At 64.1% G+C, this 15,213-nt stretch carries 14 protein-coding genes; 5 read left to right on the top strand and 9 right to left on the bottom strand.

The features are described from left to right. Positions 1 to 69: 69 nt before the first annotated feature. From LJY18_RS04230 to LJY18_RS04215, 4 genes are all read right to left on the bottom strand, one after another. Positions 70 to 366, bottom strand: coding sequence for a hypothetical protein (locus tag LJY18_RS04230; protein ID WP_238040542.1), 297 nt, complete (start codon positions 364 to 366; stop codon positions 70 to 72). After that, positions 363 to 812: an NfeD family protein gene (locus tag LJY18_RS04225; RefSeq protein WP_238040541.1), complete on the bottom strand. Its 450-nt coding sequence runs from the start codon at positions 810 to 812 to the stop codon at positions 363 to 365. Before LJY18_RS04225 ends, LJY18_RS04230 begins: the two co-directional genes overlap by 4 nt. A 3-nt stretch (positions 813 to 815) precedes the next feature. Further along, positions 816 to 1,739: an SPFH domain-containing protein gene (locus LJY18_RS04220; RefSeq protein ID WP_238040540.1), complete on the bottom strand. Its 924-nt coding sequence runs from the start codon at positions 1,737 to 1,739 to the stop codon at positions 816 to 818. A 93-nt stretch (positions 1,740 to 1,832) separates the two neighbouring features. Then, a complete protein-coding gene (locus LJY18_RS04215) occupies positions 1,833 to 3,440 on the bottom strand; it encodes a L,D-transpeptidase family protein (protein ID WP_238040539.1) in 1,608 nt (535 codons plus the stop codon). A gap of 240 nt (positions 3,441 to 3,680) precedes the next feature. On the opposite strand from LJY18_RS04215, the gene LJY18_RS04210 reads away from it, so the two are divergent. Beyond that, positions 3,681 to 4,379 (top strand): murein L,D-transpeptidase catalytic domain family protein, encoded by a 699-nt coding sequence (locus tag LJY18_RS04210; protein WP_238040538.1) that lies wholly within the window; start codon positions 3,681 to 3,683, stop codon positions 4,377 to 4,379. A gap of 204 nt (positions 4,380 to 4,583) precedes the next feature. On the opposite strand, the gene LJY18_RS04205 is transcribed toward LJY18_RS04210, so the two are convergent. Together LJY18_RS04205 and LJY18_RS04200 are read right to left on the bottom strand one after the other, a co-directional pair. Next, positions 4,584 to 6,365 carry a GspE/PulE family protein gene (locus LJY18_RS04205; RefSeq protein WP_238040537.1) on the bottom strand — a complete coding sequence of 594 codons (1,782 nt, stop codon included), beginning with the start codon at positions 6,363 to 6,365 and terminating at the stop codon, positions 4,584 to 4,586. A gap of 117 nt (positions 6,366 to 6,482) precedes the next feature. Further along, positions 6,483 to 7,847, bottom strand: a complete 1,365-nt coding sequence (locus LJY18_RS04200; protein WP_238040536.1) for a CYTH domain-containing protein — start codon at positions 7,845 to 7,847, stop codon at positions 6,483 to 6,485. A gap of 113 nt (positions 7,848 to 7,960) precedes the next feature. Between LJY18_RS04200 and LJY18_RS04195 the strand changes: the two genes are divergently transcribed. The 4 genes from LJY18_RS04195 (at position 7,961) to argA (ending at position 12,606) form a co-directional block, all read left to right on the top strand. Continuing rightward, entirely contained in the window at positions 7,961 to 8,638 is a 678-nt protein-coding gene (locus LJY18_RS04195) for a TIGR00153 family protein (protein WP_238040535.1), read from the top strand. Positions 8,639 to 8,677: 39 nt separating this feature from the next. Further along, positions 8,678 to 9,940 carry an inorganic phosphate transporter gene (locus LJY18_RS04190; protein ID WP_238040534.1) on the top strand — a complete coding sequence of 421 codons (1,263 nt, stop codon included), beginning with the start codon at positions 8,678 to 8,680 and terminating at the stop codon, positions 9,938 to 9,940. 70 nt (positions 9,941 to 10,010) lie between these two features. Further along, on the top strand, positions 10,011 to 11,162 hold the full coding sequence (gene argE / locus LJY18_RS04185) for an acetylornithine deacetylase (RefSeq protein WP_238040533.1): 1,152 nt from the start codon (positions 10,011 to 10,013) through the stop codon (positions 11,160 to 11,162). A gap of 145 nt (positions 11,163 to 11,307) precedes the next feature. Beyond that, positions 11,308 to 12,606, top strand: a complete 1,299-nt coding sequence (gene argA, locus LJY18_RS04180; protein WP_238040532.1) for an amino-acid N-acetyltransferase — start codon at positions 11,308 to 11,310, stop codon at positions 12,604 to 12,606. Positions 12,607 to 12,722: 116 nt separating this feature from the next. Here the strand turns inward: argA and rmf are convergent, their stop codons facing one another. The 3 genes from rmf to LJY18_RS04165 form a co-directional block, all read right to left on the bottom strand. Further along, positions 12,723 to 12,926, bottom strand: a complete 204-nt coding sequence (gene rmf, locus LJY18_RS04175; RefSeq protein ID WP_238040531.1) for a ribosome modulation factor — start codon at positions 12,924 to 12,926, stop codon at positions 12,723 to 12,725. Positions 12,927 to 13,037: 111 nt separating this feature from the next. After that, complete coding sequence (gene gshA / locus LJY18_RS04170; RefSeq protein ID WP_238040530.1) at positions 13,038 to 14,618, bottom strand: glutamate--cysteine ligase; 1,581 nt, start codon at positions 14,616 to 14,618, stop codon at positions 13,038 to 13,040. Between the two features lie 203 nt (positions 14,619 to 14,821). Further along, the gene (locus tag LJY18_RS04165) at positions 14,822 to 15,211 is read right to left on the bottom strand and encodes a PaaI family thioesterase (RefSeq protein WP_238040529.1); all 390 of its coding nucleotides are present in this window, start codon (positions 15,209 to 15,211) and stop codon (positions 14,822 to 14,824) included. Positions 15,212 to 15,213 lie beyond the last annotated feature (2 nt).

The following is a 15,213-nucleotide window of genomic DNA, read 5'->3' as shown; positions in this document are numbered from 1 at the left end:
GATGATTCTCTCTATATGAGAGTCCTGGTTGCCGCCAGGGGTTCCAGAAGCCTGTCGGTTTAGCCGCGCTCAGGAACCTGGATGAAATCTACCCAGCGAGTCGCTGCAGTCTGTTTGCAGGTAGTACTGCTGCAGCCCCGCCAGCGTCAGCTGGCCGGCCTGCCAGGCGCCGAGGATCGGCAGGCCGTTGGCGCGGTGAAAGCATTGATAAGCCCGCAGGTAGGCGCGGCGGCGTTGGGCAAACCCCGCACGTTCGGCGAACAGATACCAACTGAGGGTGGGGTCGCCGGCAAAGGCCCGGTCGAGCAGGTCGAGGGCTGCACCATCCTGCGCCGCCGTTAGCGGCGCGAGGAGCCGTGCATTCACCCGCTGGCTTCGACTTTCAGCAGCACGCCGTCCTGGCCGATCACCTTGACCTTGCTGCCGGCCGGCAAATCCGGGCCGCTGACCAGCCACAGGGTGTCGCCGGCCTTGATCTTGCCGTGGCCAGCGTTGATGGCTTCATGGAGGACGAACTGGCGGCCCACCAGTTCACTGCCGCGGCGGTTCAGCCCCGGTTGATCGGAGGGTTTGGCGGCGGTGCGTTGGCGGCGCCACCAGTACACTGCGGTGAGCACCGAGAAGGCACCGAACAGGATGAACTGCAGGGTCCAGGGCAGCGCCGGGAACAGGTAGGTCAGTACGCCGACGCTGGCGGCGGCGATGCCGATCCACAGCAGGTAACCGCCCGCGCCGAACACCTCGAGGATCAGCAGCAGGGTGCCGATGGCCAGCCAGTTCCAATACGACAGGTGCTGCAAGTAGTCCCACATCGCTTAACCCTGTTTGCTGTCACCGAAGGTGGCTTTGACGATTTCACCGATACCGCTGACCGCGCCGATCACCTGGCTGGCTTCCAGCGGCATGAGGATCACCTTGCTGTTGTTGGCGCTGGCCAACTGGCCGAGGGCATCGATGTACTTCTGCGCGACGAAGTAATTGATCGCCTGCACGTTACCATCAGCGATGGCGACCGAGACCACCCGGGTGGCTTCGGCTTCGGCGCCGGCTGCGCGTTCGCGGGCCTCGGCTTCGAGGAAGGCGGCCTGGCGTTCGCCCTCGGCCTCGAGGATCTGCGCCTGCTTCTTGCCTTCGGCGGTGAGAATGGCGGCGGCGCGCAGGCCTTCGGCTTCGAGAATTTGCGCGCGCTTGATCCGTTCGGCCTTCATCTGCCCGGACATGGCGGCCATCAGGTCGGCCGGCGGGCTGATGTCCTTGATCTCGATGCGGGTGATCTTGATGCCCCAGGGCGCGGTCGCCTCATCCACGGTGCGCAACAGTTTCTCGTTGATCGCGTCGCGCTGGCTGAGCATGGCGTCCAGTTCCATGGAGCCGAGTACGGTACGGATATTGGTTTGCAGCAGGTTGCGGATCGCATGGGTGAGGTTGTTCACCTCGTAGGCGGCCTGGGCGGCGTTGATCACCTGGAAGAAGCACACCGCATCGATCTGCACCGTGGCGTTGTCGGAGGTGATCACTTCCTGGGGCGGAATATCCAGCACCGTTTCCATGACGCTGAGCTTGTGGCCGATGCGGTCCATCACCGGCACGATGATGTTCAGGCCCGGATTGAGGGTGTTGGTGTAGCGGCCGAAACGCTCGACCGTCCACTGGGAACCCTGGGGCACCACTTTGAAACCCATAAAGACCACGGCGACGGCCAGGCCGACGAAGAGAAAGATCACACTGCCGATTTCCATGAGGCGTATTTCCTTGTGCGGAGCTTGTAAGTTAGCGGCCGATTGTAAGCCTATTGGCCGCGTTTTTGCCCCGTGTGAGGGCCGGCTTGTGCATCAGTATGTGTTGCGCTGCAAGGCGGCAAGCACTTTTTGATCCCGGGCATAGAGGTCGTTGCGCAAGATCAGTTCGCCGTCGGCATCGACCTCGGCGGTCCAGTAGGCCAGGACGATCGGCAGACGCTCGCGCAGTGGGAACTCCTTGGTTTTGCCGCTGGCTAGCTGGCGTGCGATCTCGGCGCAGTCATCGGCTGGCAGCAGGACATCGAGCAGCTCCATGATGCCTTCGATGCGCACGCAGCCCGAACTGAAGGCGCGCGGCGATTTGCTGAACAGGTGCTGGCTGGGGGTGTCGTGCAGGTACACGGAGAACGGGTTGGCGAAGCGGATGACCAATTGCCCTAGGGGATTTTTCGGGCCGGCATCCTGACGCAGGATGATCCCCTCGGGGTGCTGCCAGTCAACCTTGGTCGGGTCGAGCGGGTTGCCCGCGCGGTCGAGTACGCGCAACTGGTGAAGTGCCAGGTAGCCGAGGTCGCGGCGGATCTCCGGCAGTTTGTCCTCGCGCATGATGGTCGGCGGCACGGTCCAGGTTGGGTTGAGGGTCAGGCGGCTGACCAGCGATTTTAGCTGTGGCGTCTGGCGTTCCGGGCGCCCGACCTGGGCACGGCCCTGCCACAGCAGCTGATGGTCGCGGTAATAGCTGAGTTGGCCGCCGGCGATATTCACCAGCAAGGTATTGGCCTCGATATCGCCGGCCAGCCAGCGCCAGCGCTCGAGGTTGACCCGCAGTTGCTCGAGGCGTGCGGCGGCGCTGGTGTTCAGGGCGGTCAGGCTGTCCGGGCCGATCACACCGTCGGCCTGCAGGCCGTGGCGAGCCTGGAAGCGCTTCACTGCGGCCACCAGGGAGGCATCATAGCGATCGCTGGCGGCCGCAGTTGGTTCCTCTATATAGCCTTCTGCGACCAGGCGGTCGACCAGCAGGGGAACCCGTGCATCGCGCCTGTCCGGGCGCAGCAGCCGGCCACTGGGAAGCGGCGTCCACTCGCCGAGTGGCAAGCGTCGCCGCTCGGCATAGGCGCGGCGCAGTTGCTGGTACTGGTGCAGGGCCGGGCGTGCCGCGGCAAAGGCTGCCGGCAGGTTGTCGAGACCCTGCATGGCCAGGCTGAGCACGCTTGGGCGTGGTGTCGGGCTGACGCTGTCGGGGGCGCGCCAGAAAGGTTCCAGCGGTTCCTGCGCCAGGCGCCCGCGTGACAAGTGTTGCAGGGCTTGCAGGTAGCTGTGACTGATCAGGAGGTCGGCGCAGGTGCGTTGCTGAATATCCTTCGGCAGCGGGGTGCGCAGGCTGTCGAGCCGATACTCGTTCGGGTCGAGGCCGTCATCGGCCAATTGTTCCAGCTCATGCAGCAGCGCCGCACGTCGACTAGGCTCACGCCAGAGTGGGAGGAAGGCCTCTTGTGCATAGAACTCGTGCAGCAAACTGGAGCTCTGTTGCTCGGCGGCCGCGAGCGTCGAGGCGCAGGCGCTTGGATGCGCCGCGAAGCTCTGGCGGATCGCCTGGCTGGCGTTGTCATCAGCGCCGTAGGCCTGGATCGTGATCGCCAGCAGATAGCCGGCGGTCAGGAAATGTGCGGTTTTTTTGTACAATCGCGCGCTGAAGTCCATGATCGCCCGTTCCGTGCTTACTCCACCAAGCCTTTGAAAAATTCTGCGGCCGGCGTTTCAGTGTTGCTGAGGCGAGTCGAGCAGCTTTGTCTTGCCGTCGCTCGCTACATTTTTCAACGACCCGCTGTGCGGTCGATTGGCTTGTAGCAGTCGGTTCGTATCACGCCGGAGCGCCTAAAAAAAACGGGCACTCGCGGCATTCGCCAGTATTGCCGCAGTGTACACAGGAGCTTGCTGCACATGATCAAATCACTTCGCCGGCACGGCCTCAACCTGATTGGCCTTTGCCTGCTGGCATCGCCCTGGCTGGCGGCGCAATCCGCGCCACGACCCCTGCTCGACAGCCTCACGCGCGCCGCGCCCGCGCTCGATCGCCAGGTGCTTGAGCATGCGCTGGCAGCCATGCAATGTGCGGTCAGCCATGGTGCTGAGCCGGCACAGCGCCTGGCGGTGATCGACTACGCCCAGCCCTCCACGGCGCGACGGTTGTGGATCTTCGATTTGCAGCGGCCACGGCTGCTGTTGAACGACCTGGTGGCCCACGGGCGCATGTCTGGCGAGAATCTGGCCACGAACTTTTCCAACACGCTGGACAGTCATCAGTCCAGCCTGGGCTTGTTCCGCGCGGCAGAGAGCTACAGCGGCAAGCATGGCTATTCGTTGCGCATGGACGGCCTCGAACCCGGGGTGAACGACCGTGCCCGCGAGCGCGCCATCGTCATCCACGCCGCCAGCTATGTCGACCCGCGCCTGGCGCGCAGTCAGGGGCGGATCGGTCGCAGTCTCGGTTGCCCGGCAGTGCGTCCGGAGGTGGCGCGGATGGTGGTCGATCAGCTCAAGGGTGGCCAGTTCATCTTTGCCTGGTATCCGGATCAAGACTGGCTGCAGGGCTCGGCCTACCTCAACTGCAAGTCGGCCCAGCTCGCCAGCCTGCGTTGACTGCGCGCAGGGTTCGGCAGCACTCGACGAGTGGCCCGCAGCTGCGGTTGCGGCCGTTCTGCTTGGCCTGCCACAGGCTACTGCCCTGAATGAGCAAGGCCCGGCGGTCGACACGGTCTGTCAGTGGTTCGGTGCGGGCAAGGATTTGCGCCTCGCAGCGGTCGCTGGAAGCGGCCGCAGTCGGCGAGCGTTTTTCACCGCGTATCAGCGCTGTTCGCTCTGCGGCGTAACCCGCAGCACTTCCTCGATGGTGGTCAGGCCCGCGGCGACTTTTTGTGCGCCGGACAGCCTGAGGCTGCGCATGCCCTCCTTGAAGGCATGGCGGCGCAAGGCGGTGAGATCGGTGTCGGCGTTGATCAGCGGCTTGATCGCATCGTTGAGCTGCATGATCTCGTAGACCCCGGCGCGCCCACGGTAGCCGGTATCACGACACTCCAGGCAACCCACGGCCTTGTGCGCACCGGTCGGCAATGGCGCGTTCCAGGGTTTGGTCAGGCTCTGCCAGTCGTCTTCGCTGAGCTCATGCGCTGCCTTGCAGTGCGGACACAGGGTGCGCACCAGGCGCTGGGCCATGACCCCCAGCAGCGTGGCCTTGAGCAGGTAATGCGGCACGCCCAGTTCGAGCAGACGGGTAATGGCGCTGGGCGCGTCGTTGGTGTGCAGGGTGGAAAGCACCAGGTGCCCGGTGAGCGCCGCCTGGATCGCCATCTCGGCGGTTTCCAGGTCGCGGATCTCGCCGATCATGATGATGTCCGGGTCCTGGCGCATCAACGCGCGTACGCCGCTGGCGAACGTCAGGTCGATGTTGTGCTGCACCTGCATCTGGTTGAAGGCGCCCTCGATCATCTCGATCGGGTCTTCGATGGTGCAGACGTTGACTTCCGCCGTCGCCAGTTGCTTGAGGGTGGTGTAGAGGGTGGTGGTCTTGCCCGAGCCGGTCGGTCCGGTGACCAGAATGATGCCGTTGGGCTGGCGCGTCATGTCTGCCCAGCGCTTCATGTCGTCCGGCGAGAAGCCCAGCTGATCGAAGCTTTTCAGCAGCACTTCCGGGTCGAAGATGCGCATCACCAGTTTTTCGCCGAAGGCGGTGGGCAGGGTCGACAGGCGCAGCTCGACTTCGCCACCGTCCGGGGTCTTGGTCTTGACCCGGCCATCCTGGGGTTTGCGTTTCTCCGCCACGTTCATCCGGCCCAGGCTCTTCAGGCGGCTGACCACCGCCATGGTCACCTGCGGCGGGAACTGGTAGACGGTGTGCAGCACGCCATCGATGCGAAAGCGCACGCTGCCCTGCTCGCGGCGCGGCTCGATGTGGATATCGCTGGCGCGTTGCTGGAAGGCGTACTGGAACAACCAGTCGACGATGTTGACGATATGCGCGTCGTTGGCGTCCGGTTCCTGGTCCTGGGCGCCGAGGTTGAGCAATTGCTCGAAGTTGCCGACCCCGCTGACCTTGCTGTCGCCGACGCTGGCGCCGCTGACCGACTTGGCCAGGCGATAGAACTCCACGGTCAAACGCTGGATGTCCGCCGGATTGGCCACCACCCGCTTGATCGGGCGCTTGAGCACGTGGATCAGGTTGGCTTCCCAGCTGTGCATCAGTGGTTGCGCACTGGCGATGGTCACCGCATCGGGCGCCACCGCCACGGCGAGGATCTTGTGCCGTTGGGCGAAGGCGTAGGACATCAACGGGGTAATAGCGGCGACATCGATCTTCAGCGGGTCGATGCGCAGGTAGGGTTGGCCGACGAGCTCCGCCAGCCAGACGGTGAGATTTTCCAGGTCGTGCTTGTGGCCCGGACGGCTGAGGTCGTCGACCTGCTGCGCGGCGAGAAATTCCAGCGGGTGCTGCTGGTTGTTCACCGCGCTGCGGCGGATCGCCAGGCACTGTTCGGCGCTGTCCTGGTCGACCCGGCCCTGGGCGACCAGTTCGCGCAGCAGATCGCCGAGGTCGAGGGTGCGGTCGGTGGGCGAGATGATGGCGGACATGGGACTCCCTGCGGTTATAGCGGTAAGCGGCAAGCTTAAAGCAGCAAGTCGAACACTGTTGCGCGCCAATGCATAAACGTCACACTGGCTTGCTGCTTGCTGCTTGCTGCTTGCTGCTTACTTCACCAGCATTCTCCAGGCTTTCAGCGAGGCCACAATATGGGCCTGGGCTTGCCGCGCGGCCAGTGACTCGGGGTCGATGGCACGACTGGCCTGTTCGCTCAGCTTGCTCAGTTCGCCATACAGGCGGTCGACTTCCGGCACTTCCAACACGCCACGGGCCATGCGCAGCCAGGCCAGCAGGCGCTCGATGCGCGGCAATTGTTCGGCCAGGTCTTCCGGCTGCTTCTGGTAGCGGTTCAACTGCAGGTCATGGCCTTCCTCGGCCAGCAAGGTCGGCAGCCAGTTGCCCAGCGGTGCGGCGCCCTGACGGTTGCCGCGGTTGTTGCGGCTGGTCGTCCAGCCCTTGGTCAACAGCCAGCGCGAGCTGATCAGGGAGAACTGACCCCAGCGCGTGCCTTGCAGTTCGGCGGCGAACTGCGCGGGCGCGGCCTGGCGCGCGGCATCGTCGAGTTGACCGGCCTGGACCCGTGGGCGCCAGTCTTGGAGCAGGGCGTCGAGGGTCTGGCGCAGTTCGCTGCTGCTGCTACGCGGTGCCGCCTGGCCGAGGCTGCCGATCAGCGCACGCAGGCCGACCAGTTGTTCAAGCCAGTCGACCAGCAGTCGCCAGTGGCCATTGAAACGGTATTGCTCGGCCAGCCGCTGGCTGCTGCCGAGCAGGTGCCAGGCAATCGCGGCAAAGCTATCATCCAGGCTCATTTCGCCGGTCAGCTCGGGGGCTGGCAGGCTGAGGCTGTAACTGTTGGCATCGAACAGGCGGTAGCCGCGCTCGGCCTTGCTGATGTCGCAAGGCATCAGCGGCAGGTCGGCGGCAAGTTCGGCGGCCAGCTCCAGCAAGGCTTCGGGTTCGCCCTGGCGCAGCTCCAGCTCCAGCTCGCAGATTTCCTCGTCATGCTCGCCGGCGATGACCTTGCCGAGATCCAGTGCAGCCTCGATGACCACCTTGGCCTTGCCGCGACCCCAGGCGATGTCGGCACGCTGGCGGACGAAATCGGTGCTGAAGATCGGTTGCAGCAGGCTCTTGTCCAGGTCAGCCAGGGCCGCCGGCCAGCAGCTGTCGTCGAGCTTGCTCAGGTCCAGTTCGGCCTGATCCAGATGCCAGTCGAACTCATTGCGCTCGGACAGGCCCGCGACACTCTGGCCACGGCTTTTCAGGGTCTGGATAAAGGCATCGCCATCGCGGCGGATGCGCAAGGCGACCTTGGCCTGGGCCAGGTCGCGGGCGGGCGTGTCGAAATACTGATTGAACAGCTCGCGCTGTTCCCAGCCGCTCTTATTGCGCTTCTTCAGCAGCGGGTGCTCGCGCAGGGCTGCCAGGGTGTCGCGGCTGACCCGCAATTTGATTTCGGTTTCTTTGACCATGATGGTGAGCTTAAGCGCCTACTGTGAAATTGTGACAGTCTGATGATGCGTGCTGGCGAGCTATTCGAGCGATCCGTATACTTGCCGCCTTCATTAAAGCCGGGGTTCACCCTATGCCACTCAATCCATTCGCCAGCCTGTTCGGTCGCTCGCCAATTGGGCCGATGCAGAAGCACTTCGCCAAAGCCCATGAGTGCGCCGCACTCCTGGTGCCTTTTTTCGACGCCGTGATGGCTGAGGACTGGGCCAAGGTAGGGCAGGTGCAACAGGACATGGCGCGGCTGGAGGACGAAGCCGACAAGCTCAAAAAAAGCGTGCGGCTGCACTTGCCCAAGAGCCTGTTTCTGCCAGTACCGCGTTCAGACCTGCTTGAGCTGCTGAGTGTACAGGACAAAGTTGCCAACCGCGCCAAGGACATCGCCGGCCTGATGCTGGGCCGTGAAATGACCATCCCGCAGGCTATGCAGCCGCTGATGCGCGCCTTTGTGCAGCGTACCGTGGATGCCAGTGCCCAGGCGCTGAAAGCCATGAACGAGCTGGATGAGCTGCTGGAGACCGGTTTTGGCGGGCGCGAAGCCGCCTTGGTCGGATCCATGGTCGAGGAGCTGGAATTGATCGAGCAGGACACCGATCGCATGCAAATCGAAGTTCGTCGTGCCCTGTTCAAACTGGAAAAGGATCTTCCCCCGGTCGACGTCATGTTTCTCTACCAGATCCTCGAGTGGATCGGCGATGTCGCCGACCGTGCCGAGCGTGTTGGTAACCGACTGGAACAACTGCTGGCGCGTTAAGCGCCAGTGTCCTTTCTGGAATCTACGGATTAATTATTTATGTCTTTGATTGCGGACTACGGCCTCGTATTGCTGCTACTTGCCTGCCTCTTCGGCTTTTTCATGGCCTGGGGCGTGGGTGCCAACGACGTGGCCAATGCCATGGGTACCTCGGTTGGCTCGCAGGCGCTGACCATCAAGCAGGCGATCCTGATCGCTATGGTCTTCGAGTTCGCTGGCGCCTATCTGGCCGGCGGCCAAGTAACCGAAACGATCAAGAGCGGCATCGTCGATGCCAACTTGATTACCCCGGATTTGATGGTGCTGGGCATGATGTCGGCGCTGCTGGCGGCAGGAACCTGGCTGCTGATAGCGTCGACGCGTGGCTGGCCGGTTTCCACCACCCACTCCATCGTCGGTGCGGTGATCGGCTTTGCCGCGGTCGGCGTGTCCATGGATGCAGTGAACTGGGCCGGTGTTGGCCCTATTGTCGCCAGCTGGGTGATCTCGCCGGTGCTCTCGGGCATCGTCGCCTTCGGTCTGTTCGTCAGCGTGCAGAAGCTGATCATCGATACCGATGAGCCCTTCCTCAACGCCAAGCGTTTCGTCCCGCTGTATATGTTCCTGACCGGCTTTATGGTCAGCCTGGTTACCGTGACCAAGGGTCTCAAGCACATCGGCCTGAACCTCTCCGGTGCCGAGGGGCTGGTTATCGCCCTGGGGATCGGCGCGCTGGTGATGCTGCTGGGTGTCGTCCTGCTCAGCCGGATCAAGATCGACGTCGAAGCGGACAAGGGCTTCCACTACGCCAGCGTGGAGAAAGTCTTCGCCGTGCTGATGATCTTCACCGCCTGCTCCATGGCCTTTGCCCATGGTTCCAACGATGTGGCCAACGCCGTCGGCCCGCTGGCGGCCATCGTCGGCGTGATCCAGTCCGGCGGTGAAGCCGTGGGTGCCAAGGCGGCTCTGCCGGCCTGGGTCTTGCTGCTCGGTGCGGTGGGTATCGTCATCGGTCTGGCCACTTATGGCTACAAGGTGATCGCCACCATCGGCAAGCAGATCACCGAACTGACCCCGAGCCGTGGCTTTGCCGCCGAACTGGCGACGGCCACCACCGTGGTCGGCGCCTCGGCCATCGGTCTGCCGGTATCCACTACCCACACCCTGGTCGGTGCGGTACTGGGCGTCGGCCTGGCCCGGGGTATTGGCGCGCTGAACCTGGGCGTGATCGGCAAGATCTTCATGTCCTGGTTGATCACCTTGCCGGTCGGTGCGGCCCTGGCCATCGTGTTCTTCTATGTCCTACGCGGCATCTTCCTCTGAGATAGCCTCGACGGTTTCCTCCGCAGCGGCGTTGCCCCTATGATGGTGGCAACGCCTGCGGAGACCGCTAATGCCCCTGCCTTCCTTCAAAGAGCAATTCGCCGCGCTGATCGCCGCGCCTTCGGTGAGCTGCACCCAGGCGCACTGGGATCAGTCCAATCGGCCGGTGATCGAGTTGCTCTCGAGCTGGCTCGGCGACCTCGGTTTCGCCTGCGAAGTGCAGGAAATCAACCCCGGTAAGTTCAACCTGCTCGCCAGTTACGGCAGCGGCCCTGGCGGCCTGGTACTGGCCGGGCACAGCGACACCGTGCCCTTCGATGCGGCCTTGTGGCAGAGCGACCCGCTCAAGCTGACCGAGGTCGATGGCCGCTGGGTTGGCCTGGGCAGTTGCGACATGAAGGGCTTCTTCGCGCTGGTCATCGAGGCGGTGCAGCCCTTGCTGGAGCAGCGCTTCCAGCAGCCGTTGCTGATTCTCGCCACCTGCGACGAGGAAAGCTCGATGTCCGGCGCCCGTGCCCTGGCCGCTGCCGGCCGGCCGCTGGGGCGCGCCGCGGTGATCGGCGAGCCGACCGGGCTGAAGCCGATCCGCTTGCACAAGGGCATCATGATGGAGCGCATCGACATCCTCGGGCAGAGCGGCCACTCCTCCGATCCGAGCCTCGGCCACAGTGCGCTGGAAGCGATGCAGGACGTGCTGAGCGAGCTGCGTGGCTTGCGTGGCCAATGGCAGCGCGAATTCAACAACCCGCAGTTCAGTGTGCCGCAGCCAACCCTGAACCTCGGCTGCATCCACGGTGGTGATAATCCCAACCGCATCTGCGGCCAGTGCTCGCTGGAGTTCGACCTGCGCCCCTTGCCGGGCATGCAGCCGGAACAGCTACGTGCGACGATCCGGCAGAAGCTGCAACCGCTGGCCGAGCGGCACCAGGTCAAGATCGACTTTGCCCCCCTGTTTCCCAGCGTGCCGCCATTCGAACAGGTTGCCGACTGCGAATTGGTGCGCCTGGCCGAGCGCCTGACCGGGCACACCGCGGCTTCGGTGGCGTTTGCCACCGAAGCGCCTTATCTTCAGCAGCTTGGCTGCGAGACCCTGGTGCTTGGCCCCGGCGATATCGACTGTGCCCATCAACCGGGTGAGTACCTGGAAATGTCACGTCTCGAACCGACCGTGCGTCTGTTACGTGAGCTGATTCAACACTACTGCCTACGCCCGGTCGGCTGATCCGGGCATGACCTGTACCCACCGGAGGAGCGAACGCGTGAAGCTGCCCTACTTGCGACGATAACCCGCTGCTCCCGGCTGCCTCGTCCGGCGCTCGCGCGCCTTGTTCATGCGTTATCTTCACGACTCACAGGTTCTCTGCGCAATGCACGACTACGTTAATTGGCTTCGCCACGCTTCGCCCTATATCAATGCCCACCGCGACTGCACCTTCGTCGTGATGCTGCCGGGCGAGGGCGTCGCCCACCCGAATTTCGGCAATATCGTCCACGATCTGGTGCTGCTGCACAGCCTCGGCGTGCGCCTGGTGCTGGTGCACGGCTCGCGCTCGCAGATCGAGGCACGTCTGGCCACCCGCGGGATAACCCCGCACTTTCACCGTGATCTGCGCGTCACCGACGGGCCGACCCTGGAGTGCGTGATCGATGCGGTCGGCCAGTTGCGCATCGCCATCGAGGCGCGGCTGTCGATGGACATGGCCGCCTCGCCGATGCAGGGCGCGCGCCTGCGCGTGGCCAGCGGCAACTTCGTCACCGCGCGGCCGATTGGCGTGGTCGACGGCATCGACTATCACCACACCGGCGAAGTACGCCGGGTCGATCGCAAGGGCATTGGTCGTCTGCTCGACGAGCGCAGTATCGTGCTGCTGTCGTCGCTGGGCTATTCGCCGACCGGGGAAATATTCAACCTGGCCTGCGAAGACGTGGCCACCCGTGCGGCCATCGACCTGGGCGCAGACAAGCTGCTGTTGTTCAGCGCCGAGCGTGGTCTGCTCGACGAAGAGGGCAAGCTGGTGCGCGAACTGAACCCGCAGCAGGTGCCGGTCTACCTGGCGCGCCTGGGCAACAGCTACCAGGGCGAGTTGCTCGATGCCGCGGCGCAGGCTTGCCGCGCCGGGGTCAAGCGCGCGCACCTGGTCAGCTATGTGGAGGACGGTTCGCTGCTGACGGAGCTGTTCACCCGCGATGGCGGCGGCACCCTGGTCGACCAGGAGCAGTTCGAGTCCTTGCGCGAGGCGAATATCGGCGATGTCGGCGGGCTGATCGAGTTGATCAGTCCGCTGGAAGAGCAGGGCATCCTGGTGCGCCGTTCGCGCGAGGTGCTGGAGCGCGAGATCGAGCAGTTCAGTATCGTCGAGCGCGACGGCCTGATCATCGCCTGCGCGGCCCTCTACCAGGTCGACGAGTCGGACTACGGCGAGCTGGCCTGCCTGGCCGTCAATCCCGACTATCGCCACGGCGGTCGTGGCGACGAATTGCTCGAACGCATCGAGGCCCGCGCCCGTGCCCAGGGCCTGAAGCATCTGTTCGTGCTCACCACTCGCACCGCCCACTGGTTCCGCGAGCGCGGCTTCGTGCCCAGCAGCGTCGACCGCCTGCCTGCAGCGCGCGCCTCGCTGTACAACTTCCAGCGCAATTCCAAGGTGTTCGAGAAGGCGTTGTAGCCCGCCGCCGAATGCGTTGCCGCTCAAGAGGCGAGATTGGCTTCATCGTGGCGCGAAGGTGGGTAGCCGGTCGGGTCGGCGCAGGCGCTTTGCTGTTGCCCGGTTGGCTCAGTGGCTCAAGCGCTCTTCTGCTGGCGCAGCAGTTGTTCATGGCCGTCGTCCCAGCCGGCCTCCCAGGCGGCGGCAAGCACTTCGGCGCTGTGGTCGTGACGGGTATTGGGGTGGCCGGTGAGGCCCGCCATATAGCCTTGCTGATAAGCCTTGTTGAGGCTTTCCAGGCTCCAGTGGCGGTCATCCTTGGGCTGGGCGTCGGGCTCCATGGGCACGGCTCATGTTGATTGCTCTGTGCCTATGCTAGTTGCGCCCGGCTTCCCTGGCTGGGTCGCCGGTCACAGCTTTTGCGTTATTGCCGGTTTTTGTGACCGCCTCGACTAATTTCCCGGGGCCAGGATGCTCGCCTGGTAGGCCGCGGCAAAACTGTCGAAATCGCCCTCTTCCTGAGCCTCCAGTTCCGCCTGCTCGCGCAGTGAGCGCGTGCTCGCGGCTTCGAAGGCGGCCTGCTGCTCTGCGCTCAAGGGTTGACTGCGGAAGTAGTCGGCGTGCTGCTTGCTCTGGCGCAGGGCGAACTGGCTGAAGCTTTCGCCTTGCTGCAGGACTGCGAGCACTTGGGCCGAAGGCGTCAGGCTGGCATCGTCGACTTTGCCACGCTGAACCTGCAAGGCCTGGCTGTGCGCTTCATTGCCATGGCTCTGGTCGAGCAGTGTGGCGGTTTGCTGAATGCTGTCGAGCAGTTCGTGGGCCCAGGCCTGCAGCGCCACGGGTTGGCCCCGGTGCTGAAGGTGCAGGTCGGGGCGGCGACCTTCCTTGACCACGTTGAGGAAGTTGTCGGTGCAGGCGTGGCATTCATCGCCGCCCAGGGGCGGGCTTTCCTGCAGGGCACAGAACAGCAGAAAGGCGTCGAGGAAGCGTGCCTCGACCAGGTCGATGCCCAGCGGCAGAAAGGGGTTGATGTCCAGGCAGCGGACTTCGATGTATTGCACGCCACGGGCCATCAGTGCCTGGATCGGCCGTTCACCGCTGTGGGCCACCCGCTTCGGGCGGATGTTCGAGTAATACTCGTTCTCGATCTGCAGGATGTTGGTATTGAGTTGCAACCATTCACCGTCCTTTTTGCTGCCGATCTCGACATAGGGCGGGTAGGGCGTGGCAACCGCTTGGCGCAGGCTGTCGGTGTAGCTGGTCAGGTCGTTGTAGCAGGGGGTGAGGCCGGCCTGGGCGCTACTCTGATAACCCAGGTCGCTCATGCGCAAGCTGGTGGCGTAGGGCAGGTACAGGGTGTCGTCATCGAGTTGCTGCAGTTTGTGCGGCTGACCATGCAAAAAGCCTGCATCCAGGGCTGGCGAGGCGCCGAACAGGTACATCAGCAGCCAACTGTAGCGGCGGAAATTGCGGATCAGGGCGATGTAGCGGGCCGACTGATAGTCGCGGGCGTTGCGCGTATTGCCTTCGGCCTGCTGCAGCAGTGGCCACAGGCTGTCCGGCAGGGAGAAATTGTAGTGAATGCCGGCGATGCACTGCATGGTCTTGCCGTAACGCAGCGCCAGGCCCTTGCGATAGACGTATTTGAGCTGGCCGATGTGCGAGTTGCCGTACGTGGCGATCGGAATCGTCTGCTCATCCGGCAAGGCGCAGGGCATTGACGGACTCCACAGGTATTCGCCGTCGAGTTTGCTGTAGACGAAGCGGTGGATCTGTTCGAGATCGGCCAGGGTCGCCGCCGGGTCAGGCTCGGCCGGGGTGATGAACTCCAGCAGCGCCTCGGAATAGTCCGTGGTGATTTGCGGGTGAGTCAGTGCCGAGCCCAGCGCTAACGGGTGCGGGGTCAACGCCAACTGGCCATCGCCATCGACGCGCAGGCATTCGCGCTCTATGCCGTGCAAGCACTGGGCAAGCAGGGGGAGATTGGCGCGCTCGCCGAGCAGGGCCAGGCGGCGGGAGAACAGGTCGCTCAAAATTGTATTCCTTCACGCATCGGTCGCCCCAATATGGGGGTGAGTAGCGCGCTCTACAAGGGGGCGGATGACCGACGTTGGCCGTCTGGTCGGGCCGGCCGCCGCAGAGCGCTCGCGGGACCTGGTCTGGCCTTCGCGACGCGCTGCTTCGGCAGCCTGCCGGCTGAATGGTGCCAGTTATAACCCAGCTTGAGCCGCTACAGTTACACGCAGGCGAAGGTGGCTTGTGCCTTGGCGACCAGCTTGTCGCCCTGATGCACTTCGGCTTCGATCACCTGGGTGCGCCGGCCGCTGTGCAGCAGCCAGGCCCGGCAGAGCAGATCGCCCTCGCTGACAGGGCGGATATAGTTCACCTTGCATTCCAGGGTGACGCTGCTCGGCGTGCCATCGGTCAGGCTGTGGCTGGCCTGGCCCATGGCGCTGTCGATCAGCGAGAACAGCGCGCCGCCGTGCAGCTTGCCATGCAGGTTGCGCAGGCCGTCGTGCATGCTCAGTCGCAGCACGGCTTCGCCGCCTGCGGCCGTGACGATTTCCAGGCCGAGCAGGCGCCCGAAGACGCTGCTCTTGCCGACTTCTTCCACCGGCTCGTTCACGG

Origin of the sequence: Pseudomonas sp. MMS21 TM103 (genome assembly GCF_022132145.1) — a bacterium.
GTDB lineage: Bacteria > Pseudomonadota > Gammaproteobacteria > Pseudomonadales > Pseudomonadaceae > Aquipseudomonas.
Note: the sequence above shows the minus strand (reverse complement) of the source record. Positions and strands in the feature narration are given on the sequence as shown.